Source organism: Kitasatospora sp. NPDC056651 (genome assembly GCF_042792155.1).
In the GTDB taxonomy this organism is placed as follows: Bacteria; Actinomycetota; Actinomycetes; order Streptomycetales; family Streptomycetaceae; genus Kitasatospora.
Genome location: NZ_JBHTWX010000002.1, coordinates 168,390 through 190,918 on the forward strand (window position 1 = coordinate 168,390; position 22,529 = coordinate 190,918).

Genomic DNA, 22,529 nt, shown 5'->3' on the forward strand with positions numbered 1-22,529 from the left:
AGATGACAGACGATCAGTGGCGGCGGGTCCGGGCCTATCTGAACGATCACCGCTTCGAGTTGACCAAGCGGATCCTGGCCGAGGATCCACCTGAGCACCTGATCCCGAACACACCGTTGCTCGCTCGCCGACACTGGATTCCCGACAAGCCCGTACCCCTGGAGCGCGTCCGGCTGCGCTGGCGGCCGGACGCGCCGGATGCCCTGCTGGACGGCGGCGAGCCGGAGCTCGACCACATCCGGCCCCGCCGGGAGGACGGCACCCGCTACCGCTACTACGCCGACGCGGTAAGGGATCTCGCCAAGCCCAGGCTGTTCGAGAACCGCAGCTGCTACCGCCTGCTGAACGTCGAGGACTCCACCGACAGTCCGGTACTCACCTTCGGGCGCGGGCAGTACTTCGACGTCATCAACATCTGCGAGGCCGCCGCGCACGAGTACGCCTCAGCTGCCTTGGCCGAATCCACGCACACCCCCTTCCGGGACGCCATCGGCGATCCGACCGACCTCGCCCGGCGCCCCGTCATGGCAGCCACCAGCACGCTCGTCCTCCGCCACGACCGCCGCACCGGCGACGCCGAGTTCGTCCTCCACTGGCGCGACCCCGCCAAGGTCGCCAGCGGTGGCGGCCTGTACCAGGTGATGCCGGTCGGGATGTTCCAGGCCTCGCACGACGCACCGTGGAACGAGGCCAACGACTTCGACCTCTGGCGCTCCGTCCTCCGCGAGCTGAGCGAGGAACTCCTCGGCGCCACCGAGGACTACGGCAGCGACACCGCCCCCATCGACTACGCCTCCTGGCCGCTCGCCAGGAGGCTCGATGCCGCCCGCGAGGACGGACGTCTCCGCCTGTACTGGCTCGGCCTCGGCATGGACCCGCTGACCTACGTCACCGACATGCTCACCGTCGCCGTCTTCGACGCCGACCTGTTCGACGGGACGTTCCGGCACATCGTCTCGACCAACGACGAAGGCCACCGCGTCGGTCTGGAGGACGCGACCGGACACTCGGCCGGCATCCCGTTCACCGCCGAGCAGGTGGACCGCCTCACCGGCAGCGAGCCGATGCAGCCCGCCGGGACGGCGCTGCTGCGGCTGGCCTGGCGGCACCGCGACGCACTGACGGGCTGAACCGGCAGCAGCCGCAGGACGCCCCGCACACCCGGCCGAGTCGGCGCGGTGACGCGGGCTACCAGAAGAAGCTCCTCTGCCACCAGGACCTGCGCCGCTTCCCGGCCCGGCCCGAACGGGGCGGCCGCAGCGCCGCGGGGGACGATCTCCGCAGGTACCCGAGGAGGTAGGCGGCGAAGGACGGCGCGCATTCGTGCACGCCCTCGCACGTCTCGGCGACCTCGTAGACCTTCCCGCCCTTCTCGGCCGGCCCGATGAAGGCGTAGATGTAGCCCTGGTGGCCCATGAACACGACGCAGCCGTCGAGCGACTCGCCCGGGGCCGTCTCCTCAAGGATGTCCCGGGCGTGCTCCTTGATGCCCAGGATCTCCGGGAACTCGTACGTCTCCCCGCGCAGCGCATGGAACCCGCCACCGCCCGCCAGGGCCAGGAACTCCCGGTAGTCCTCGGGGAGGGTGACTCCCTGGTCCTCCTCGATCAGCGCTATCTCTTCCGGGGTCAGACCGACCGCCCCGTCCAGCGATCCGGGGTACGCGTCCAGGATCCGTGACATCACACCGGCCATGCGCCCCGCACCTCGAAGGATCGTGGAAATCCGCCCGCGGCCTCGACCGGCCGGGCGCGGGTCCATGATGCCAAAGCCCTGACCTGGGCCTCCCGCTCGGCCTTCGACGACGCCTCAGTCATCTGACTGCCCCGGAAGCGAAAGGTCAAATGACTGATGCGACACGTGTGACCGCGGCGACAGAGTGGTGTCACCCGGCGGGCACAGCAGGCATGCCGGCACCACACCATGGGAGTTGTCGCTTTGAACATCCTGTCGGGCAAGCTGGCGAAGACCGCGGGCGCCCTGGGCCTCGCCGTGGCCGCGCTGACCACCCTGTCGGCCGTCCCGGCCGCGGCGAGCACCGCCGCCACGGCGGGCTGCACCAAGTACTACCGCTACGACAACATCCAGGTCCAGGTGGACAACTGCTCCAGCGGCTGGGTCTGGATGTACACCGAGAAGGGCAACTTCGACAAGGGCATCGTCCATGTCACGAAGTCCTGGAACGGAGACGAGGCCGGGACCCTGGAGGCCGCGCAGGGCAAGACCAACGTGGCGAAGTTCGAGCCGCAGGTGTACAGCATCGTGATCTGCGGCTTCAAGTGGCTCGGCTGGACTCCCCCGGCGAGCCCGTGGTGGACCTACTGCACCAACCCGATCGTCATCAAGTGACCGCCCGGCCGTGATCGCGGAGGCGGCCCGTCGACGGTGTCGGCGGGCCGCCTCCGGCGCCGGCAGACCGCTCAACGCCGCCCGACGGCCTGCCGGGTGCGGCGGACGGCGCGGTGGAGGCGCTGGAGGGCGACGAAGCGGTGCATCCGGCCGGCCGTCGTCAGGCCGTACTTGAGGCGCAGCTGGGGGCTGAGGCCGGCCTGGGCCTCGGGGCCGATGGCGTGCAGGAGGCGGCTGACGTGCTGCTGGTAGGCGGTGCGGTAGGCGTGGTCGCCGTCGGGGACGGTCCAGAAGAACATCGGGATCTCCTCGACCAGGCAGTTGCGGTCGTAGGCGCGCAGGTGTTCGGCGAAGGCGGGTTCGGGGCGGGCGAGCAGCCATTCGCGGACGAGTTCCATCGAGCGGACCCGGTCGACCAGGCCGCGCGGGTCGGTCTTCTTCTGGGTGATGGAGAGGTCGCCGTCCTCGCGTACGCGCCAGTGGTAGATCGGGTCGGCGAGGACGTCGACGCGCTCGGCGAGGAAGTGGTGGGGCACGCTGACCGGGGCGTCCTCGTAGAGGATGCCCTCGGGGTAGAGCAGGCCGGCCGCGTCGAAGAAGGAGCGCCGGTAGACCTTGTTCCAGGCGGTGCGGTCGGTGACGAGGGCGGGCAGTTCGCTGACGTGGGTGCCCAGCCGGGTCTCGCGGAACGGGCGGCGGTGGGCGTGCGAGGGGGTGAGGCCGGTGGTGCGCAGGCGCAGGGCGTTGCCGGCGGCGAAGTCGGAGCCGGTGTCGCCCAGGGTGCTGATCATCAGCTGGTAGGCGTGCGGCGGCACGATGTCGTCGCTGTCGACGAAGGCCAGGTACTCGGTGCCGGGGGTGAGGTGGCGCCAGCCGGTGTTGCGGGCGGCGCCGAGGCCCTGGTTCTCCTGGCGGACCAGCCGGAAGCGCCGGTCCCGTTCGGCGTGGTCCTTGGCGATGGCGGGGCCGTCGTCGGTCGAGCCGTCGTCGACCATGACGCACTCGAAGTCCTCGAAGGTCTGGGCCGCGATCGAGTCGAGGCATTCCCCGAGGTAGCGCTCGACGTTGTAGATCGGGACGACGAGGGAGAGACGCGGGGCCATCGGGCGCCCTTTCGCTCGGCAGCGGCAGCAGCCGCGGCGGCAACCAGCACCACCGGCGGCGGCAGCGGACGGGCCGGGAAGCCGTCGCCGGCCGGTCACCGGCAGTGTTCCGAGCGAGCGTAGGGAGCCCACGCGACCGGCAGGCGAACAGCGGGTGGCGTCCGGTCTGCGACGGGGTGCACCGGCCGTGTCCGGCGTCAGCTCCTGTCCTCAACTCCAGCCGTCAACTCCCTTGACTGAAAGGCCCCATGGGTGGGGGAGGCCCCGGACCGCCCGACCGGTCCGGGGCCTCCCCTCACCCGATCGGGGTCAGGCGCTCTTCACGGCCGCGAAGCGGGCCGACACGTCCTGCCAGTTGACGACGTCCCACAGGCGGGTGACGTAGTCCGGGCGGACGTTGCGGTACTGGAGGTAGTACGCGTGCTCCCAGGCGTCGAAGGCCAGCAGCGGGGTGGTGCCCTGGCCGACGTTGCCGTGGTGGTCGTAGACCTGCTCGACGATCAGGCGCTGCCCGAGCGGCTCCCAGGACAGGATGCCCCAGCCGGAGCCCTGCACGCCGGTGGTGGCGTTGGTGAGCTGCTTCTTGAAGGCCTCGAAGCTGCCGAAGTGCTCGGTGATGGCGTCGGCCAGCTCGCCCTCGGGGCGGTCGCCGCCCTCGGGCGAGAGGTTCTGCCAGAACAGCGAGTGCAGCACGTGGCCGGACAGGTGGAAGGCGAAGGTCTTCTGGAGGCCGACCAGGCCGCCGAACTGCTCCTTGTCGCGGGCCTCGGCCAGCTGGTCCAGGGTGTCGTTGGCGCCCTTGACGTACGCGGCGTGGTGCTTGGAGTGGTGCAGCTCCAGGATCTCGGCCGACATGGCCCGCTCCAGCGCGGAGTAGTCGTACGGCAGGTCGGGAAGCGAGTAGGTGCCCATCAGGACACGGCCCCTTTCGGCGGGTTGAACGGTGGTGATCGTGCCGGGACAACACTATTGCGTATCAGTTGCAAGAACGAAGCATGGGCTCCTGCTTATTCCTCACGACTCGTCGGGCACAATGGTCACCGGTCCATGTAATGAGCGACAAGGGTGAGTGACTGTGACAGGGTCGCCGGTGGTGCTGGGCATCGAATCCTCCTGCGACGAGACCGGCGCGGGTCTGGTGCGGGACGGCGAGCTGCTCGGGCAGGCGGTGGCCTCCTCGATGGACGAGCACGCCCGCTACGGCGGCGTGGTCCCCGAGATCGCCGCCCGGGCGCACGTCCACGCGATGGCGCCGGTGGTCCGGGAGGCGCTGGACCGGGCCGGGCTCACCCTGGCGGACGTCGGCGCGGTCGCGGTGACGGCCGGTCCGGGGCTGGCCGGGGCGCTCCAGGTGGGCGTGGCCGCCGCCAAGGGGTACGCCTTCTCGCTCGGCGTCCCGCTGTACGGCGTGCACCACCTCGCCGGGCACGTCGCGGCGGCCGCGCTGGACGGCGGGCCGCTGCCGGACCCGTGCGTGGTGCTCATCGTCTCCGGCGGCCACACCTCGTTGCTGCTGGTCCGCGACCTGGCCCGGGACCCGATCGTCCACCTCGGCGACACCCTGGACGACGCGGCCGGCGAGTGCTTCGACAAGGTCGCCCGGATCCTCGGACTGCCCTACCCGGGCGGCCCGGCCATCGACCACGCGGCCCGCGACGGCGACCCGGCGGCCGTCCGGCTGCCGCGCCCGCTGACCGGGCCGAAGGACGACCCGTACGCCTTCTCCTTCTCCGGGCTGAAGACCGCCGCCGCCCGCTGGGTCGAGTCCCAGCGCGAGCCCCGGGTGCCGGACGCGGCGGCCGCGCTGCAGGAGGCGATCGCGGACGTGCTGACCCGCAAGGCGGTCCGGGCCTGCCTCGACCACGGGATCGGTTCCCTGGTGGTGGTCGGCGGGGTCGCGGCCAACTCCCGGGTGCGGGCGCTGGCCGAGCAGCGCTGCGCGGCGGCCGGGATCGCGCTGCGGGTGCCGCCGCCGCGTCTGTGTACGGACAACGGCGCGATGGTGGCGGCGGTCGGGGACCTGCTGGTCCGCTCCGGCGCGGCGCCGGCGCCGGCCGACCTGTCGGTGGACCCGTCGGCGCCGCTGGAGTTCGCGGCGCTCAACCCCCGGCCGTTCGCGCGGACCTGACAAAATTTCGGTCATCATCGAACGGCAATCCGCCCCCGGGTCTTCCCTCCGCGTCCACCTCTGTGCCATTTTACATGTCACACACCAGGCCGCTGCGCCCCCACGTGCACGGCCGCCCCCACCCTCAACGGCCCCCGGAGGCCCCACAGATGCGTCCCTCCCGGATAGCGAAGGGCGGTGCGCGCGGACTCCCCGCGCTCGGCACCGCCCTCCTCCTCGCGCTCGGCCTGTTCACACCGCAGGCGCACGCCGGCCCCGCCGCCCCCGCCACCGCCAAGGCCGCCCAGGCCCCGTCATCGGCGAAGTCCCCGACCGGCGCGCCGCGCACGATCCCCGTCCCCAAGTCCCCCGACACCCCCAAGGACGCCCGCCCGCTCGCCTCCGACCCGCAGGCCAAGGCCACCGCCCCGACGGCGGGCAGCTCCGTCGGCACCGCCCCGGCCGCCCGCCGGCTCGCCGCCTGCGACGTCTCCGCCTTCACCGGCACGTCCGGCGCGGCGCTGGTCCAGAAGGTCAAGGCCGCCGGGCTCGACTGCGTCAACTCGCTGTTCCAGCTCACCGGCAACGACGCCAAGGGCGCCTTCAACGAGGCGCAGATGGCCACCGTCGCCAACGCCCTGCGCGACACCTCGGCCGGCTACCCCGGCGACAACTCCAGCTCCGCCGGGCAGTTGGTGCTCTTCCTGCGGGCCGGCTACTACGTGCAGTGGTACCACCCGGACGACGTGGGCCCGTACGGCGACGCCCTCAAGACCGCCGTCCGCGGCGCGCTGGACGCCTTCTACGCCGCCCCGCACAGCCGGGACGTCACCGAGGCCAACGGCGCCACCCTCGCCGAGGCCGTCACCCTGATCGACAGCGCCCGGGAGAACGCCCGCTACACCGGCGTGGTCAAGCGGCTGCTGAACGACTACACCGGCGCCTGGACCGGCTCGATGGCCACCGCCGTCGCCAACACCGAGACCGTCATCGAGCGCGGCTTCGACCTGCCCGAGTTCACCACCGCCCTCCAGGCCGACCCGGCCTTCGCCACCACCGCGGCCTCCTTCGTCACCCGCAACAGCCTCCAGATCAACGGCGCCGACCCGGTCACCAGGATCGGCATCCAGCTCGGCAACCTGGTCGCCAGCGACGCGCTGCGCGCCCAGGGCCGGCCGATCGTCAAGGACCTGATCAACCGCTACCCGCTCGTCGGCAACACCGGTCCGCTCACCATGAACCTGCTCTGGTTCACGGAGAAGAAGGACGCCGGCAACTGCTCCTACTACGGCACCTGCGACGTACCCGCCAAGCTCGTCCCGCTGGTGCTCACCGTCGACCACACCTGCAACGCCAACCTGCGCATCCGCGCCCAGGACATGACCGCGCAGCAGCTCGCCGACACCTGCACCAGCCTGATCAACCAGGACGCGTTCTTCCACGGGATCGTCAAGGACAACGGGCCGGTCGCCGACGACCACAACACCTCCCTGGAGGTCGTGGTCTTCGACGACTACTACAACTACAGCCTGTACGCCTGGGAGATGTACAAGATCGCCGTCGACAACGGCGGCATGTACGAGGAGGGCGACCCGTCCAAGGCCGGCAACCAGGCCCGCTTCATCGCCCACGAGGCCTCCTGGCTGCGCCCCGCCTTCCAGATCTGGAACCTCAACCACGAGTACACCCACTACCTCGACGGCCGCTACGACATGTACGGCGACTTCGACGCCGGCATGACCACCCCGACCGTCTGGTGGGTCGAGGGCCTCGCCGAGTACGTCTCCTACGGCTACCGCGGCGCGCACTACGACGACGCCGTCACCCAGGCGGGCAAGGGCACCTACGCGCTGAGCACCCTGTTCGACAGCACCTATGACAACGCGGACTCCACCCGGGTCTACAACTGGGGCTACCTGGCCGTCCGTTACATGCTCCAGTCGCACCCCCAGGACGTCACCGCGCTGCTCGCCAAGTACCGCGTCGGCGACTGGAACGGCGCCCGCACCCTGCTGAAGACCACCATCGGCACCCGCTACGACGCCGACTTCGCCACCTGGCTCAAGTCCTGCGCGGCCGACAACTGCGGCTCGCTGCCCGTCGACCAGGCGCCGCTGTGCGCCTCCGCCGACATCCGGCAGTACGACAAGAACTGCCGGCGCGACGGCGTGGCCGCCACCACCGGGAACTACGCCTACAGCTTCCTGTACCTGCCCGCCGGCGTGCAGCAGCTGACCATCACCACCAGCGGCGGCACCGGCAACGCCGACCTCTACTACAACGGCGGCAGCTGGGCCACCACCGGCTCGTACCTGGCCAAGTCCGCGGGCGCCGGCAACTCCGAGACCCTGACCGTCGCCAACCCGCCGTCCGGCTGGGTGTACTTCAGCCTCTACGGGCAGCAGGGCTTCGGCGGCGTCACCGTCACCACGACCTACCACTGATCCGTCGCGCACCGATCTGTCACGCACCGATCCGTCACGCACTGATCCTTCACGCTCCACGCACACAGGAGGGCCCCGCGGCATCGCGGGGCCCTTCCGCTTCCCCCAAGTAATTCGAAACCGGTTATAACGATTGACTCTCGAATAGCCCGTCAACACCGCGCAAAGGATTGCATATTCTTCTCCAGAGGGGGTGCCCGAAGGCCTCGGATTCGGTTAGGGTCCTGAGCCAGATGATCCGTCCGGCGCCCGCCCCGGGAATGCCGGACACCACCCGAAGGCCCAGGTTCGGAGATTTCTCCGCACCGAAGTGCCGAATACCGGAATGGAGAGCACTCATGAAGATGATCAAGGCGCTCGTCAAGAAGTTCAAGAAGGACGAGGACCTCGCGAACCACGCGTGGGTGCTGCACGTCATCTGACGCAGCCGGTGGCCGGCGGGGTCATGGGTCGGCCGCGACCCCGCCGGCATCACCTCGAAAACATTTTCCCGCCATTTCGAAATGGAGGACGGATTCCCATGGCAGAAATGGCACCGGCGATACCACGCAGCCATTCCGTCGTCTTCGCCCCGAGGATTCAGGAGCTACTGGACCGGGACGAGAAGGTGTTCCGGATCGACCCGGCGAAGGTCGGCGTCTCGGACTCCCGGCTGATGTCCGAAATCGTCGCGGCGCGCCCCGTGCTCGCCACCGAGCGCTCGGTCTACAAGCCCGCCGCCGGAGCCGAGATCCCCCACGACAGCGCGACCCGCACCATCCGCGCCCTCGGGCAGGACGCCATGGCGGGCATCCGCAAGCCCCCGCCCCCCGCGCGCGGCATGTCCGGCTCCTGGCCCTACGCGGGCACCTCGTACCTGCGCCGCTGGCTGTTCGGCGCCGACCCGCTGCCGGTCTCACTGCTGTCCAAGCGCGGCATCACCCGCTCCGACACCCTCTCCCGGCTCGTCGACCAGGCCGTCAGCGCCTTCCCCGGCGGCGCCGAGCAGGACGGCCGCACCGCGCTGGCCGGACTGATCCGCGACGCCGCCGACCCGCTGGAGCGCAGGCAGGCCATCGCGATGTACCGGCGGGCGACCGCCACCCTCTGCGACGGCGTGGCGGCGCTCGCCGGCAATGCCCTGTGGCTGACGGGCCCGGGGCGCGAACGGCCGGAGAACCTCACCACCGTCCTCTGGGAGACGCTCCGGCTGCTCCCACCGGCCTGGATGCTCTACCGCAAGGGCGGTACGGCGTACACCGCGCTGCACCCCGAGATCCGGGCCGAGGACGACGTCGCGCTGTTCCCGCTGCTGATGCACCGCCACCCGGACTACTGGCCGGACCCGACGGAGTTCCGGCCCGAACGGTGGGACGGCGTGGCGGACCCGGAGCGGACGCCCGCGTTCATGCCCTTCGGCTACGAGGGCGCGCGCTGCTGGGCCAAGCACCTCGTCGTCCCGCTGGCCGAGCGGCTGCTGACCGTCGCCCTCGACAACCGGATCGCCATCCGCAGCCCGCGGCAGGACGCGGAGGTCCCGCTGCGCTCGCTGCTCTCGGTGCGCTTCGAGGCCCGGGCCACGGTATGAGCGACCGCAGGGAACCGCCCACCCTCGCCGGCTGGGTCGGCGACGTCGAGGGCTTCACCCGCGACCGGTGGCAGCGCGAGCCCGCGCTCTTCACCCCGGAGGCCCTCGCCCCGGCGTTCGACCTCGACGAGCTGGACGCCGCCTTCGACGGGGGCCTGCTGCGCACCCCGTACCTGGAGATGGTCCGCTCCGACAAGGTCACCATCCCGCCCGGGGCCTTCACCACCGACCGCGTGGTCAACGGCGTCACCCACCACGGCTTCGCCGACCGGGCCAAGGTCCTCGCCCTGCTGCGCCAGGGCGCGACCCTGCTGCTGCGCCGCGTCGACCAGTGGCACCGCCCGACCGGCGACCTGGTGGCGCGCCTCTCCGAGGAGCTGGACCGGCGGGTGGAGGCCTTCTTCTTCGTCACCCCGGCCGGCGGCCAGGGCCTCGCGGTGCACCGCGACGACGCCGACGTGTTCGTCCTCCAGGCCTCCGGACGGAAGACCTGGTACGTCCACGACGCGCCGACGGCGACGGACTGGCGGCTCGGCGAACTCCCGGACGACGAGCACTCGCCGCTGCGGCTGCACGGCGTCCTCGAACCCGGTGGCGTGCTCTACGTCCCGCGCGGCTTCGCGCACCGCGCGGTCGGCGCGGGCGGCCTCTCCGCCCATCTGTCGCTGACCGTCCGCGACCTCTCCGTCCAGGACCTGCGCACCGCCCTGGAGCAGCAGTTGGCCGGAGGCCTGGCGCTCCCGGCGCGCCCGCTCGGCGAGGCCGCGATCGCCGACGCCTGCGCCGCCCTGCTCGACCACGTCCGGGCGCGGCTCGACGCGCTCGGGCCGGAGGAGCTGCTGCGCGCCGCCCGGGCCGCCGAGGCGCGAAGGCCGACCGAGGCGCGGCATCCGACCGAGGCGCGGCATCCGACCGAGGCGCGGCGGCCGGCCGAGGCGCGGCGGCCGGCCGGGGCCGCCCCGGCCGAGACGCTGGCCGCGGCGGCCCGGGCGTGGGAACCCGGTGCGCCCGTCACCGGACGCACCGGGCCGGCCTTCGTCAGCCGCACCTGGCGCAGGCTGCGCGGCGCGGCCCGCGCCGGAAGCAGCGCCTGACGTCCGCGGGGATCAGCCCTCCTCCCCCGCGCCCGTCCGCTGGGCGGGCACCGCGCGGTCCCGCTGGAGGTCCAGCAGTTCGCGGAACAGCCCGTCCGGCCGGGCGGCCAGCTCGGACCAGGTGCCGGACTGGACGATCCGGCCCCGGTCCATCACCAGCACCCGGTCCGCGACCGCCGCGTTGGCGATGTTGTGGGTGACCAGCAGGGTGATCCGGCCCGGCGCGAGGTCGCGCAGGGCGTGCAGGATCCGGTGCTCGGCGCGCGGGTCCAGGTCGGAGGTCGGCTCGTCCAGGATCAGCAGGCCGGGGCTGCGCACCGTGCGGTAGAGCGCCCGGGCCACCGCCGCGCGCTGCCAGCCGCCGCCGGACAACTCGGCGCCGCCCCACCAGCCTTGGGCCAGCAGGGTGCGCCAGCCGGAACGCAGCCGGCCGACGATCTCGTCGAAGCCGGTCCGCGCCGCCGCCTCCTCGACATCGGCCATCAGCCGGTCGGTGCGGTGGCCGAGGTGGACGTTCTCGGCGGCGCCCAGCGGCCAGCGGGCGAACTCCTGCGGCACCCGGGCCACCCGGGACCACATGCCGTCCGCGTCCAGCTCCTCCACCGGCACGCCGTCCCAGGTGATCCGGCCGGACTGCGGCAGGTAGAGGCCGGAGAGCAGCTTCAGCAGGGTCGACTTCCCGCTGCCGTTCTGCCCGATGACGGCGACCACCTCCCCGGCCCGCAGCGTCATGCTGACCCCGCGCAGCGCCGGTTCCTGCTGGTCGCCCGGGTAGGTGTGGACCAGGTCGGTCACCTCGACCGACCGCGGGGCGTCCGGCACCAGCGAGCCGCGCCGGATGCGGTGGCCGCCGGCCTCGTCCAGGAAGGTGAAGTAGTCGTCGAGGTAGAGGCCCATCCGGTACAGCCGGGCGCCGTTGCCGACCAGGCCGTGCAGGCCGGTGGCGGCGGTGCGCAGCGCGAAGGTGGCGGTACCGGCGGCGGCCAGGTCGATCCGGCCGCCGGCCACCAGGTAGAGCAGGGTGCCCCAGATCAGCGCGCTGCCCACGCCGGTGCCGAGCGCGGCCAGCAGCGACACCCGGGCGGCCTGCCTGGTCGCCCGGTCGGCGGACGCGATGATCTTCCCCTCGGCACGGCGGTACTTGGCCATCAGGAACGGCGTGACCTGGTCCGAACGGACCTGGTCGGCACGGGTCTTGTCGATCAGGAACCACCGGTAGACGCGCAGCGCCCCGCGCTCCTCGTCGGTGGCCACCGCCGCCAGGTAGTGGATCCGGGCGGTGCGGACGGCACCCACCCCGGTCGGCACCGAGCCGAGCAGCAGCAGCGGCACCAGCCAGGGGTGCAGGGTGGCCAGGACGCCTGCGGCGGCGGCCAGCGAGACGGTGGAGGCGATCACGTCCTGGGCGTTGGAGAGCAGGTCGGGCGTGGTCGAGGCGCCCCGGTCGGCGGCCTCCCACTGCTCGTTGTAGGCGGGTTCGTCGTACGCCTTCAGCTCGGCGGCGCACCCGGCCGCGATCAGCCCCAGCTCCGCCTCCCGGGTGATCCGCGGCGAGACCCGCCCGGACAGGCCCACCACGGTGATGCCCAGCACGGCGCGCAGCGCGGCCGAGACGGTGAGCAGCAGCAGCGAGGGCGCGGCGGCGCGCAGGTGGCCGGTGACCGGGCCGGGCACCAGCAGCGCGCCCAGGGTGCCGGTGGTGGCGAACAGCGCGAGCGCCCCGAACACGCCGGCCAGCGCCTGGCAGACCAGCAGCAGCACGGTGGACGTCCGGTCCGCCGCCCAGGCCAGCGTCATCGCCCGGCGCACCAGGTGCGGCAGCCGGCGCAGCATGGCGCTCGCGGACATCGAGGCGGCGGCCTGGGCGCGGCGGTCGCCGGGGTAGCGCAGGCGCAGCTCCTCGTCGTGTTCGGTCTCGCTCCCGTCCGTGGTGGCCCGGGGTTCCTCGGGTTTCACGACCTGCTGGGACACGGTGTTCCTGGACACGGTGTTCCTCCCTGTTACGGCGGCCGGCGGCCGCGGCGGATCCGCACGCGGGCAGCCCTCACCGCCGAGTGGGCGTGGTGGGTCGGCAGCGGTGCCGGCGGGCACTCCGCTTCTGGGGGCGAGGGCGGTCTGCCGGGTGCGGACCCCGATCCTGACAGCGGTCCGCGGGGCCGCCCGGCGTGTCCCGGGAGGTCTCACTCGATCCGGGTAAATCCGTGTCGGTGACGGCGAGTTGGTGGCAGTCGATCACCGGGGCGGTCCGTGATGTTCGATTCCGGGAGGGCCGGTCGGCATGCGATCGGACGATCCGATGATCATCCCGCAGCAGGCCCGGCCGGTAGGCAAGCCCGGCCGGCGGGCGGGCCCGTACGCCTCCTGTCGCCGAGGCGGGCACCGGAGGCGAGGATGGAGACCCGAGCGCCCCCGTCCCGATCGGAGTGCGATGAGCGACCAGCACAACGTCGTCCTGCTGACCTTCCCCGACGCCGACGGCTGGCGCCCGGCCTTCGACGAGGCGCAGCACCTGCCCGGCCTGCGGTTCGCGGCGGCCCTGGAGCGCAGTGCCGACGGCCTGCTGGAGGCGAAGGACACCTTCGGCCGGGGCGCGGGCGTGGCTACCGTCGGCTCGGGGCTGCTGGGCGCCCTGGTCGGGATGCTCGGCGGGCCGGTGGGCGCGTTCCTCGGCTTCGCGGCGGGCGCGGCGCTGGGCAACGCGGCCGAGGAGCACTTCGCGGGCGAGGCCGGCGCGGCACTGATCGTGCTCTCGCCGCGGGTGCCGGACGGCGGGGCGCTGCTCGCCCTGGAGGTCAGGGAGGCCTCGCCCGACCCGGCGGACGAGCTGGCCGCCCGGCACGGGGCCTCGGTGGAGCGGATCGACGAGCACGCCTTCACCGAACAGGTCCGGGCGGCCGAGAAGAAGGCGGAGGAGGCGACGGACCAGGGCTCCTGACCGCACGCGCGACAGACGGGGCGGGCGGGGCGGGGTGTCCGCACCCCGACCCGCCCGCCTTCACTCCGCCCGCAGCGCGTCGACCGTGCGCGCCCGCGCCGCCCGTACGGCCGGGAGCAGGGCGCCGAGCAGGGCGATCAGCACCCCGCCGAGGGCGAGCAGGACCAGCACCGGGGTGCCGAACACGTCCAGCGCGGAGGCCGGAAAGTTCAGCCCGGCGCTGCGGCCCATCGCGGGCACCGTCAGACCGTGCAGCAGCAGCCCCAGCGGCAGGCCGACCAGGCCGCCGACCGCCCCGGCCGGGACCACCGAGGCGAGGACCACGCCCACGGTCTGCGCCGGGGTCATGCCGAGCGCCTTGGTGACGCCCGTGTCCCGGGCGCGCTCGCGGATCTCCAGGACGACGGTGTTGAACACCCCGAGCCCGGCGACCACGAGCAGCAGCGCGGTCAGGGTGGCGGTGAGCGAGTTCAGCGCGGCGATCCCGCCGCTGGAGCCGCGCGGCCCGCCGGTGTCGGCGGTCATGCGCGCCGGGGCGAGGGCGCCGTCGAGGGCCCCGGCGTAGGCGGCGCGGTCGGTGCCGGGCTTCAGCCGGACGGTCCAGGTGTCCGGCCGCGGCGCCGTCCCCGCCGGGTAGTTCACGGCGTCGACGAAGAGTTCGTCGGTCTGCACGTGCGGGTCGAAGACCTCGCCGACGATCCGGACGGTGACGGCCCGGCCGTGGGTCGTGAAGGTCACCCGGTCGCCGAGCGCGACCGAGGCCTCGGTCAGGAAGGTGGCCGGGGCGACGGCCTCGCCCGGGCCCTGGTACCAGCGTCCGGAGACCAGCTTGTAGCCCGCCCAGGAGGAATCGCCGTCGAAGGCCGTCACCAGGGTGCTGCCCGCCACGCCGGGGACGGTGACGTCCTCGGTGCCGGTGCCGAAGTACCGGGCGGTGCCCGGCTGGGCGTCCAGCGCGGCGGTGACGGTGGCCCGGTCCGCCGGGACGGGCCGGTCCATCGGTGCGGCCCCGGGCGGGCCGGCCGGCCGCGCCGGGTGCACCACCACGTCCCCGGCGGCGTGCGACTTCGCCTCCTGCACCCAGCCCATCGTCCCGCCCATGCCCACCGCGAAGACCGCCGCCGCCGTGCCGAACAGCACCGCGGCGAACATCCCGGCGGCCCGGGCCGGGCGGGCGAAGGGCTGGGCGAGGCCGAGGCTCAGCGGGCGGGGCAGCGGCAACCGGACGGCCAGCGCGGCGGCGCGGGCCGCGAAGGCGTCCCGCCGGGTGCCCCCTCCGGTCCGGCCGACGGCGAGCGCGTCCACCGTACGCAGCCGGCCGGCCCTGGCCGCCGCCGCCCAGGCGACCGGCGCGACGGCGGCCAGGGTGCCGCCCGCCACCGCGACGTCCACCCAGGGGGCGAGGCCGAAGGTGTCGGTGCCGTACAGCGAGCCGGTGGTGGCGAGCACCGGGACGGTCAGCAGGTTGCCGGTGACCACCCCGAGCAGGGTGCCGGCACCGGCCGGGACCAGCGCCTGGGCGACGTACGCCCGCACCACCTGGGCGGGGGTACAGCCGAGCGCCTTGAGCACGCCGATCCGCCGGGTGGCGGTGCCGACCGCGCCGGCCACCACGTTGCCCGCGACCAGCACCGACATCGCCATGCCGAGCAGGCCGAAGGCCACCATGAAGGGCAGGAACAGCGCGGTGTTGCGGTCCGAGCCCTGCTTGGCGGTGAGCCAGGACTGCGCGCCGGTGAGCGCCCCGGCGGGAGCGGCGGCGACGACGGCGGCCCGGTCGGCGGCCATCGCCGCGGCGCTGCCGGCGTCCGTGAACCGGTAGAGCATCTCGTAGCCGGAGCCGGAGCCGGAGTTGAGGCCGGAGCCAGTGCCGGAGCCAGTGCCGGAGCCGGAGTTGAAGCCGGAGCCGGAGCCTGAGCCGGGCGCGGCGAGGGCGGCCAGGCCGTCCGGGGTCACCCAGGCGTCCGAGGTCCGGCTGACGGAACGGGCGAAGCCGACGACCTTCAGGGCCGGGGCGCCCGGCAGGCCGGGCAGGCGCAGGCTGCCGCCGAGTTCCCGGGGCTTGTCGGCGTACCCGGCCTCGATCACCACCTCGCCCGGCCGCTGCGGCCAACTTCCTTGGATCATGGTGACGTTGTCGATCCCCGGGGCGGCCTCGGCGCGTCCGGTGACGGCCATCGGCGCCATCGTCACCCCGGGCGGCAGGTCCAGGCCGGGACCGGGCTCGGGGTCGACGGTCACGGTCCGGTACGGCCCGGCCGCGGCCGTCACCCCGGGGGCGTGGGCGGTCGCGGCGAGCTGGTCGGCGCTCACCCCGGCGGCGTCGAAGCGCGCGGTGAGGTGGGCGCCGCGCTGGCCGTCGAAGGCCCGGTCGAAGGGGGCCTGGGAGGCGACCAGCAGCGAGCCGCCGAGGACGGAGCAGGTGGTTGCCACCAGCGCGGCCAGGCCGACCGCGACGGACTGCGTCCGGCGCCTGCGCACCCCCGCCCGCACGACCCGGCCGAGCGCGCTCATGCCGCCACCGCCGAGTCCGTCTCGATCCGGCCGTCCCGCATCCGGACCGTGCGCGTGGCGCAGTCCTCGGCCAGCGCCAGGTCGTGGGTGACGATCAGGACGGTCTGCCCGTCCTCGTGCAGGTCCCGGAACAGCTCCTTGACGTCCTCGCCGGAGGCCGAGTCCAGCGCACCGGTCGGCTCGTCCGCCAGCAGCAGCGTCGGCCGGTTCATCAACGCCCGTGCCACGGCCACGCGTTGGCGCTCGCCGCCGGAGAGCCGGCCCGGGTGGGCGCGGGTGTGCCGCTCGATGCCGAGCGCCTCCAGCAGTTCGGCCGCCCGGCGCCGGGCCTCGGCGCGCGGGACGCCGGCCAGCTCGCCGGCCAGCACCACGTTGTCGGCCACGGTGAGGTCGTCCAGCAGGTTGAAGAACTGGAACACCATCCCGATCGTGCCGCGCCGGTAGCGGGCCGAGGCCGCCTCGCCCAGCCGGTCCACCCGCACCCCGGCCACCGTGACCGTCCCGGCGCTCGGCCGGTCCAGCCCGGCGACCAGGTTCAGCAGGGTGGACTTCCCGCTGCCGGACGGGCCGAGCACGGCCACCGACTCCCCCGCCCGCACGCTCAGCGTGACCTTGTCCAGCGCCGCCCGGGCGCCCTGGTAGTGGCGGCTCACGCCGCTCAGCTCGATCACCGGATCGCCGCTCATGTCCCCGCTCCTCGCCGTCTTCCGCCCGGGCCCCGAAAGAGGGGGCCTGCTGACGAGGACGAAGGTACGAACGGGCGGCGCGCGCCCGCGTCCGTCGCCCGGGGCAACCCCGCTACCGCGTCCGGCGGACCCTGGCGCACCGTCATCCTTCCGATGTAGTCGTCGGGTGCAGCGGCCGCCCGCCACCTGTGGGGCTGTCCCACGGGGCCTCCGGCCAGCACAATGTCCCGGTGATCAACCATCCGACGGTGCGACGGCTGCGCGCGGCGGTCCGCCTGGCCGGCGGTCCGGGCGGGGCGCCGCCGCCCCGGCCGACCCGGCGCGGCCAGGCCTTCGACCTGGCCCTGGCGCTCTTCCTCGCGCTCACCAGCGGGCGCTACGCGACCATCGCGGAGAATCCGGGCCACCCGGCCCGCCACGGCCTCCTGCTGCTGCTCGTGCCGCTCGTCCCGCTGCCGCTGGTGCTGCGCCGCCGCTACCCGCTGTCGGTGCTGTGGGCGGTGCTGCCGGCCGCGCTGCTGGTGCGGCACCAGTCCGAGGACATCGCCTACTCGGCGGGCGTGGCGGTGATCGTCGCCGCGTACAGCGCCGCCGCCTACGGGCGCCGCGCGACGCCCCTGCTGCTGAGCCTGCCGGCCGCGACCGTCGCGCTGGTGCTGCTGTTCTCCGAGGCCAAGCTGCCGCACTTCCCCAATGGGGTGATGGCCGTCCTGGTCCTGGTGCCGGTGTTCGCGGTCGCCTACGAGCTGCGGATGTGGCGCCGCCGGGTGGACGAGGGCCGCGAGCGGCTCTCCGCCCTGGAAAGCGCGCAGCTGGCCGCGCTGCGGCGCGCGGTGGAGCTCGAACGGGCGCGCATCGCCCGGGAGTTGCACGACGTGGTCACCCACAACGTGAGCATGATGACGATCCAGGCCGGGGCCGCCCGCAAGATCCTGGACACCTCCCCGGACCGGGCCCGCACGGCGATGGCCGCGGTGGAGGCGGGCGGGCGCGCGGCGATGACCGAACTGCGGCAGGTGATGGGCCTGTTGACGATCGACGCGGAGACCGGCGACGCCCCGGCCGCCGATGCCGGCCTCAGCCCGCAGCCCGGCCTCGACCGCCTGGACGCCCTGGTCGAAGGCGTCCGGCAGGCCGGACTGCCGGTCGAGCTGGCCGTCCACGGCGAGCGCCGGCCCGTCCCGCCCGGGATCGAGCTGGCCGCGTACCGGGTCGTCCAGGAGGCGCTCACCAACACCGTCAAACACGCGGGCGGCGCCGCCGCGGAGGTGACCGTCGAGTACGCCCCGGACCGGTTGCGGATCGAGGTCACCGACACCGGCGGCCGCCCCACCGGCGCCGCCGCCACCGGCGACGGACGCGGCCTGCTCGGCCTGCGCGAACGCCTCGCCGTCTACGGCGGCACCCTGCACACCGGCCGCCGGCCGCGCGGCGGCTACCGCGTCACGGCCCTTGTCCCCTTGGAGAGTTGATGAGCGAGCAGTCGCTGCGGGTGGTGGTCGCCGACGACCAGGCCCTGGTCCGCACCGGGTTCCGGCTGATCCTGGAGTCGGAGGGCATCGAGGTGGTCGCCGAGGCCGAGGACGGCGAGCAGGCCGTCGCGGCCGTCCGGCGCTGCCGGCCGGACGTGGTGCTGATGGACATCCGGATGCCCGGCCTGGACGGGCTGGAGGCGGCCCGCCGGATCCTGGCCGACGGCGCTCGGCAGCCGCCGCGGATCATCATGCTGACCACCTTCGACCTCGACCACTACGTCTACGCGGCGATGGCGGCCGGGGCCAGCGGCTTCCTGCTCAAGGACGTCACCCCGGAACACCTGGCCGCCGCCGTCCGGCTGGTGCGCACCGGGGACGCGCTGCTCGCCCCGGCGATCACCCGCCGCCTGGTCGAGCGCTTCGCCCGCCCGGACGACCCGGCCGGCGCCGCCACCCCGCACCGCGAACTGGGCACGCTCACCCCGCGCGAGCTGGAGGTGATGGGACTGCTCGCCCGCGGCCTCAGCAACGCCGAACTCGCCGCCCGGCTCGGGCTGTCCGAGGCGACGGTGAAGACGCACGTGGCCCGTATCCTCGGCAAGCTGGGCCTGCGGGACCGGGCCCAGGTGGTGGTCGCGGCGTACGAGACCGGGCTGGTCAGCGTGGGCTCGGCGGAACACCGGTAGGCGTGGACCTCACGGGGACGGCAGGGAGCCCGGGCGGTCGGTCGACCACCCGGGCTCCCGCCGGACCGGCCGCGATCAGGCGAGGTCGAAGCGGTCCGCGTTCATGACCTTGACCCAGGCCCCGACGAAGTCCTCGACGAACTTCTCCTTGGCGTCGTCGGCCGCGTACACCTCGGCGACGGCCCGCAGTTCGGCGTTGGAGCCGAACACCAGGTCGGCGCGGGTGCCGGTCCACTTCACCCGGCCCGCGGCGTCCCGGCCCTCGAAGGTGTGCGCGTCCTCCGAGGTGGCCTTCCAACTGGTGTCCAGGTCCAGCAGGTTGACGAAGTAGTCGTTCGTCAGCACACCGGGGGTCTCGGTGAACACACCGTGGGCGGACCCGCCGTGGTTGGCGCCCAGCACGCGCAGGCCGCCGACCAGCACGGTCAGTTCGGGCGCGCTGACGCCCAGCAGGTTGGCCTTGTCGAGCAGCAGGTACTCGGCCGGGAGCCGGTTGCCCTTGCCGACCCAGTTGCGGAAGCCGTCCGCCTTGGGCTCCAGCGCGGCGAAGGACTCGGTGTCGGTCAGCTCCTGGGTCGCGTCCACCCGGCCGGGCGCGAACGGCACCTCGACGGCGAGGCCGGCCGCCTTGGCCGCCTGCTCGACGCCGACGCCGCCGGCCAGCACCACCAGGTCCGCGAGCGAGACCTGCCGGTCGCCGGCCTGGGCGTTGAACTCCTGCTGCACGCCCTCCAGGGCCCGCAGCACGGTGGCCAGCTTGTCGGGCTCGTTGACCTCCCAGCCGATCTGCGGCTGGAGCCGGACGCGGCCGCCGTTGGCGCCGCCGCGCTTGTCGCTGGAGCGGAAGGAGGAGGCGGACGCCCAGGCGGCGGAGACCAGCTCGGAGACGGACAGACCGGTGGCGGTGATCCGGCGCTTGAGGTCGGCGACCTCGGCCGCGCCCACCTGCTGGTGGCCGGCCTGCGGCAGCGGGTCCTGCCAGAGCAGGTGCTCGCTCGGGACCTCCGGGCCGAGGTAGCGGACCACCGGGCCCATGTCGCGGTGGGTCAGCTTGAACCAGGCGCGGGCGAAGGCGTCGGCGAACTCCTCCGGGTTCTCCAGGAAGCGCCGGGAGATCGGCGCGTAGACCGGGTCGAAGCGCAGCGACAGGTCGGTGGTGAGCATCGCCGGGGCGTGCCGCTTGTCCGGGTCGAACGGGTCCGGGACGGTGCCCTCGCCGGCGCCGTCCTTGGGCTTCCACTGGTGGGCGCCGGCCGGGCTCTTGGTGAGCTCCCACTCGTAGCCGAACAGCGTCTCGAAGAAGCTGTTGTCCCAGGTGGTCGGGGTCGCCGTCCAGATGACCTCGATGCCACTGGTGATCGCGTCGGCGCCGACCCCGGTGCGGAAGGTGCTCTTCCAGCCGAGGCCCTGCTGCTCCATCGGAGCGGCCTCCGGGTCCGGGCCGACGTTGTCCGCCGGGCCGGCGCCGTGGGTCTTGCCGAAGGTGTGGCCGCCGGCGATCAGCGCGACGGTCTCCTCGTCGTTCATCGCCATCCGGTAGAAGGTCTCGCGGATGTCGCGGGCGGCGGCGATCGGGTCCGGGTTGCCGTTGGGGCCCTCGGGGTTGACGTAGATCAGGCCCATCTGGACGGCGGCCAGCGGGTTCTCCAGCTCGCGGTCGCCGGTGTAGCGCTCGTCGCCGAGCCAGGTGTGCTCCGGGCCCCAGTAGACGTCCTCGTCCGGCTCCCACTCGTCGACCCGGCCGCCGCCGAAGCCGAAGGTCTCGAAGCCCATGCCCTCCAGGGCCACGTTGCCGGACAGGATGATCAGGTCGGCCCAGGACAGGGCGCGCCCGTACTTCTTCTTCACCGGCCAGAGCAGGCGGCGGGCCTTGTCCAGGCTGGCGTTGTCCGGCCAGCTGTTCAGCGGGGCGAAGCGCTGCTGGCCGCCGCCGGCACCGCCGCGGCCGTCGCTGATCCGGTAGGTGCCGGCACTGTGCCAGGCCATCCGGATGATGAACGGACCGTAGTAACCGAAGTCGGCCGGCCACCAGTCGTGCGAGGTGGAGAGGGCCTCCTGGATGTCCCGCTTCACGGCGGGCAGGTCCAGGGCCTCGAAGGCTTCGGCGTAGTCGAAGTCCGCACCGAGCGGGTTGGCCACGGCGGGGTTCTTCGCGAGGATCTTCAGGTTGAGCCGCTCCGGCCACCACTGGCGGTTCCCGCCGCCCTGGGTCGGGTGCGGCGCCCGCCCGTGGATCACCGGGCAGCCCTCCGCGTTCGCCTCTACGCCGGTTGCATCGTGGATGTCAGACATGGGAATCCTTCCCTCACAAGGCGGATCACGGTGTCTTCTCTGCTACCTGGGGCAACTGCTGTTTCCCTCCAGGCTAGCGCCGGAGCCGATCCTACGATGGACGGAATCCAAGTCAAGAATGACACCAAACCCATATCCGATCGGGAACCGGAAGGCACCGGAAGTGCATTGGTAAACTCCGGTCCTCCCCTTGACCTGAATAGGTGAACCGATATGAGTGACCTGCTGGAGCGGCTGCGCGGGCGCGGCTGGCGCCTCACCTCCCAGCGGCGTGTCGTGGCCGAGGTCCTGGACGGCGAGCACGTGCACCTGACCGCCGACGAGGTGCACGCCCGGGCCGCCGAGCGCCTGCCGGAGATCTCCCGGGCGACCGTCTACAACACGCTCGGCGAACTGGTCACCCTGGGCGAGGTTATCGAGGTCTCCACCGACGGGCGCGCCAAGCGTTACGACCCGAACGCGCACCGCCCCCACCAGCACCTGATCTGCACCGGCTGCGGTGCCATCCGCGACGTCCACCCGCTCGGCGACCCGCTGGCCGCCCTCCCGGCCGAGCAGCGCTTCGGCTTCGCGGTCTCGCAGGCGGAGGTCACCTACCGGGGGCTGTGCCCGGACTGCGCGGGCTGCTCGGGCTGACCGGGCTGCGCGGGCCGACCGGGCGGGCCCGGGCGGCCTGGGCGGCGTGGCCGGTCCGGCCCGCCGTCCGCCGCTCCGGCCTTCCGCGACAGAACCAGGATGTGTAGTGTCCTGGTTATGCGGATGGGCGAGGGAGTCGAGTGGGGCCTGCACTGCTGCCTCACGCTGGCCTGGCTGGATGACGGGCAGCCGGTGCCGACGGCGCGGCTGGCGGCCTGGTTCGACCTGCCGCCCGCCTATCTGACCAAACGCCTCCAGGCGCTCGTCCGGGCCGGCATCCTGAGCTCGACCCCCGGCGCCAGGGGCGGCTTCCGACTGGGCCGACCGCCCGAGCTGATCACCCTGATGGACGTGGTCGCGGCCATCGAGGGCCCCGACGACCTCTTCCGCTGCACCGAGATCCGGCAGCGCACGGAGGGGGCGGCCGCCGCCGGAGACGACTTCCGGCACCCGTGCGGGGTGGCCACCGCGATGCGCAAGGCCGAGCTTGCCTGGCGGCGCGAGCTGGCCGGGCAGACGGTGGCCGACCTGATGGCCGCGGCACCCGCCGGGGCGGCCGAACGCACCCGGCGGCACTACGCCCGGACGGCCGGCTGAACCTCCCTCCCCCCTTCGCGGAGGCTCGCCGTCGCGGCCCCGCG

At 73.4% G+C, this 22,529-nt stretch carries 19 protein-coding genes; 12 read left to right on the plus strand and 7 right to left on the minus strand.

The window, feature by feature from the left end; translation table 11 throughout:
• Positions 1–2: 2 nt before the first annotated feature.
• Complete coding sequence (locus ACFRAR_RS02395) at positions 3–1,130, plus strand: hypothetical protein (RefSeq protein ID WP_380693812.1); 1,128 nt, start codon at positions 3–5, stop codon at positions 1,128–1,130.
• A gap of 58 nt (positions 1,131–1,188) precedes the next feature.
• Here the strand turns inward: ACFRAR_RS02395 and ACFRAR_RS02400 are convergent, their stop codons facing one another.
• The gene (locus tag ACFRAR_RS02400) at positions 1,189–1,695 is read right to left on the minus strand and encodes an SMI1/KNR4 family protein (RefSeq protein WP_380693815.1); all 507 of its coding nucleotides are present in this window, start codon (positions 1,693–1,695) and stop codon (positions 1,189–1,191) included.
• 243 nt (positions 1,696–1,938) lie between these two features.
• Between ACFRAR_RS02400 and ACFRAR_RS02405 the strand changes: the two genes are divergently transcribed.
• Complete coding sequence (locus ACFRAR_RS02405; RefSeq protein ID WP_380693817.1) at positions 1,939–2,349, plus strand: hypothetical protein; 411 nt, start codon at positions 1,939–1,941, stop codon at positions 2,347–2,349.
• Between the two features lie 71 nt (positions 2,350–2,420).
• Here ACFRAR_RS02405 and ACFRAR_RS02410 read toward each other — a convergent pair whose 3' ends face one another.
• Positions 2,421–3,452, minus strand: coding sequence for a glycosyltransferase family 2 protein (locus tag ACFRAR_RS02410; RefSeq protein ID WP_380693819.1), 1,032 nt, complete (start codon positions 3,450–3,452; stop codon positions 2,421–2,423).
• 309 nt (positions 3,453–3,761) lie between these two features.
• Complete coding sequence (locus tag ACFRAR_RS02415) at positions 3,762–4,364, minus strand: superoxide dismutase (RefSeq protein ID WP_380693822.1); 603 nt, start codon at positions 4,362–4,364, stop codon at positions 3,762–3,764.
• Positions 4,365–4,527: 163 nt separating this feature from the next.
• Between ACFRAR_RS02415 and tsaD the strand changes: the two genes are divergently transcribed.
• From tsaD to ACFRAR_RS02440, 5 genes are all read left to right on the plus strand, one after another.
• The gene (gene tsaD / locus ACFRAR_RS02420) at positions 4,528–5,580 is read left to right on the plus strand and encodes a tRNA (adenosine(37)-N6)-threonylcarbamoyltransferase complex transferase subunit TsaD (protein ID WP_380693824.1); all 1,053 of its coding nucleotides are present in this window, start codon (positions 4,528–4,530) and stop codon (positions 5,578–5,580) included.
• Positions 5,581–5,729: 149 nt separating this feature from the next.
• A complete protein-coding gene (locus ACFRAR_RS02425; RefSeq protein ID WP_380693826.1) occupies positions 5,730–8,003 on the plus strand; it encodes a collagenase in 2,274 nt (757 codons plus the stop codon).
• 233 nt (positions 8,004–8,236) lie between these two features.
• A complete protein-coding gene (locus tag ACFRAR_RS02430) occupies positions 8,237–8,425 on the plus strand; it encodes a hypothetical protein (RefSeq protein ID WP_380693829.1) in 189 nt (62 codons plus the stop codon).
• Between the two features lie 98 nt (positions 8,426–8,523).
• Positions 8,524–9,570: a cytochrome P450 gene (locus ACFRAR_RS02435; RefSeq protein WP_380693831.1), complete on the plus strand. Its 1,047-nt coding sequence runs from the start codon at positions 8,524–8,526 to the stop codon at positions 9,568–9,570.
• Entirely contained in the window at positions 9,567–10,664 is a 1,098-nt protein-coding gene (locus ACFRAR_RS02440) for a JmjC domain-containing protein (RefSeq protein ID WP_380693833.1), read from the plus strand. Before ACFRAR_RS02435 ends, ACFRAR_RS02440 begins: the two co-directional genes overlap by 4 nt.
• A gap of 12 nt (positions 10,665–10,676) precedes the next feature.
• Here the strand turns inward: ACFRAR_RS02440 and ACFRAR_RS02445 are convergent, their stop codons facing one another.
• Entirely contained in the window at positions 10,677–12,650 is a 1,974-nt protein-coding gene (locus tag ACFRAR_RS02445; protein WP_380693835.1) for an ATP-binding cassette domain-containing protein, read from the minus strand.
• A 442-nt stretch (positions 12,651–13,092) separates the two neighbouring features.
• Here ACFRAR_RS02445 and ACFRAR_RS02450 point away from each other — a divergent pair, with 442 nt between their 5' ends.
• The gene (locus tag ACFRAR_RS02450; RefSeq protein ID WP_380693837.1) at positions 13,093–13,599 is read left to right on the plus strand and encodes a histidine kinase; all 507 of its coding nucleotides are present in this window, start codon (positions 13,093–13,095) and stop codon (positions 13,597–13,599) included.
• A gap of 60 nt (positions 13,600–13,659) precedes the next feature.
• Here ACFRAR_RS02450 and ACFRAR_RS02455 read toward each other — a convergent pair whose 3' ends face one another.
• Together ACFRAR_RS02455 and ACFRAR_RS02460 are read right to left on the minus strand one after the other, a co-directional pair.
• Positions 13,660–16,113, minus strand: coding sequence for an FtsX-like permease family protein (locus tag ACFRAR_RS02455; RefSeq protein ID WP_380693839.1), 2,454 nt, complete (start codon positions 16,111–16,113; stop codon positions 13,660–13,662).
• On the minus strand, positions 16,110–16,799 hold the full coding sequence (locus tag ACFRAR_RS02460) for an ABC transporter ATP-binding protein (protein ID WP_380693841.1): 690 nt from the start codon (positions 16,797–16,799) through the stop codon (positions 16,110–16,112). The genes ACFRAR_RS02455 and ACFRAR_RS02460 overlap by 4 nt, the downstream gene beginning before the upstream one ends.
• Before the next feature lie 233 nt (positions 16,800–17,032).
• Here ACFRAR_RS02460 and ACFRAR_RS02465 point away from each other — a divergent pair, with 233 nt between their 5' ends.
• On the plus strand, positions 17,033–18,271 hold the full coding sequence (locus ACFRAR_RS02465) for a sensor histidine kinase (protein ID WP_380693897.1): 1,239 nt from the start codon (positions 17,033–17,035) through the stop codon (positions 18,269–18,271).
• Entirely contained in the window at positions 18,271–18,960 is a 690-nt protein-coding gene (locus tag ACFRAR_RS02470; RefSeq protein ID WP_380693843.1) for a response regulator, read from the plus strand. The genes ACFRAR_RS02465 and ACFRAR_RS02470 overlap by 1 nt, the downstream gene beginning before the upstream one ends.
• A gap of 75 nt (positions 18,961–19,035) precedes the next feature.
• Here ACFRAR_RS02470 and katG read toward each other — a convergent pair whose 3' ends face one another.
• Positions 19,036–21,252, minus strand: coding sequence for a catalase/peroxidase HPI (gene katG, locus ACFRAR_RS02475; RefSeq protein WP_380693845.1), 2,217 nt, complete (start codon positions 21,250–21,252; stop codon positions 19,036–19,038).
• Between the two features lie 213 nt (positions 21,253–21,465).
• Here katG and ACFRAR_RS02480 point away from each other — a divergent pair, with 213 nt between their 5' ends.
• Positions 21,466–21,888 (plus strand): Fur family transcriptional regulator, encoded by a 423-nt coding sequence (locus tag ACFRAR_RS02480; RefSeq protein ID WP_380693847.1) that lies wholly within the window; start codon positions 21,466–21,468, stop codon positions 21,886–21,888.
• A 117-nt stretch (positions 21,889–22,005) separates the two neighbouring features.
• On the plus strand, positions 22,006–22,485 hold the full coding sequence (locus tag ACFRAR_RS02485) for an RrF2 family transcriptional regulator (protein WP_380693849.1): 480 nt from the start codon (positions 22,006–22,008) through the stop codon (positions 22,483–22,485).
• Positions 22,486–22,529: the final 44 nt, after the last annotated feature.

Bases quoted from the DNA above. Each gene is read 5' to 3' on its own strand.
- ACFRAR_RS02395 (WP_380693812.1), top strand. From the start codon at position 3: ATGACAGACGATCAGTGGCGGCGGGTCCGGGCCTATCTGAACGATCAC.
- ACFRAR_RS02400 (WP_380693815.1), bottom strand. From the start codon at position 1,695: ATGGCCGGTGTGATGTCACGGATCCTGGACGCGTACCCCGGATCGCTG.
- ACFRAR_RS02410 (WP_380693819.1), bottom strand. From the start codon at position 3,452: ATGGCCCCGCGTCTCTCCCTCGTCGTCCCGATCTACAACGTCGAGCGC.
- ACFRAR_RS02415 (WP_380693822.1), bottom strand. From the start codon at position 4,364: ATGGGCACCTACTCGCTTCCCGACCTGCCGTACGACTACTCCGCGCTG.
- ACFRAR_RS02425 (WP_380693826.1), top strand. From the start codon at position 5,730: ATGCGTCCCTCCCGGATAGCGAAGGGCGGTGCGCGCGGACTCCCCGCG.
- ACFRAR_RS02430 (WP_380693829.1), top strand. From the start codon at position 8,237: ATGATCCGTCCGGCGCCCGCCCCGGGAATGCCGGACACCACCCGAAGG.
- ACFRAR_RS02435 (WP_380693831.1), top strand. From the start codon at position 8,524: ATGGCAGAAATGGCACCGGCGATACCACGCAGCCATTCCGTCGTCTTC.
- ACFRAR_RS02440 (WP_380693833.1), top strand. From the start codon at position 9,567: ATGAGCGACCGCAGGGAACCGCCCACCCTCGCCGGCTGGGTCGGCGAC.
- ACFRAR_RS02450 (WP_380693837.1), top strand. From the start codon at position 13,093: ATGAGCGACCAGCACAACGTCGTCCTGCTGACCTTCCCCGACGCCGAC.
- ACFRAR_RS02455 (WP_380693839.1), bottom strand. From the start codon at position 16,113: ATGAGCGCGCTCGGCCGGGTCGTGCGGGCGGGGGTGCGCAGGCGCCGG.
- ACFRAR_RS02460 (WP_380693841.1), bottom strand. From the start codon at position 16,799: ATGAGCGGCGATCCGGTGATCGAGCTGAGCGGCGTGAGCCGCCACTAC.
- ACFRAR_RS02470 (WP_380693843.1), top strand. From the start codon at position 18,271: ATGAGCGAGCAGTCGCTGCGGGTGGTGGTCGCCGACGACCAGGCCCTG.
- katG (WP_380693845.1), bottom strand. From the start codon at position 21,252: ATGTCTGACATCCACGATGCAACCGGCGTAGAGGCGAACGCGGAGGGC.
- ACFRAR_RS02480 (WP_380693847.1), top strand. From the start codon at position 21,466: ATGAGTGACCTGCTGGAGCGGCTGCGCGGGCGCGGCTGGCGCCTCACC.
- ACFRAR_RS02485 (WP_380693849.1), top strand. From the start codon at position 22,006: ATGCGGATGGGCGAGGGAGTCGAGTGGGGCCTGCACTGCTGCCTCACG.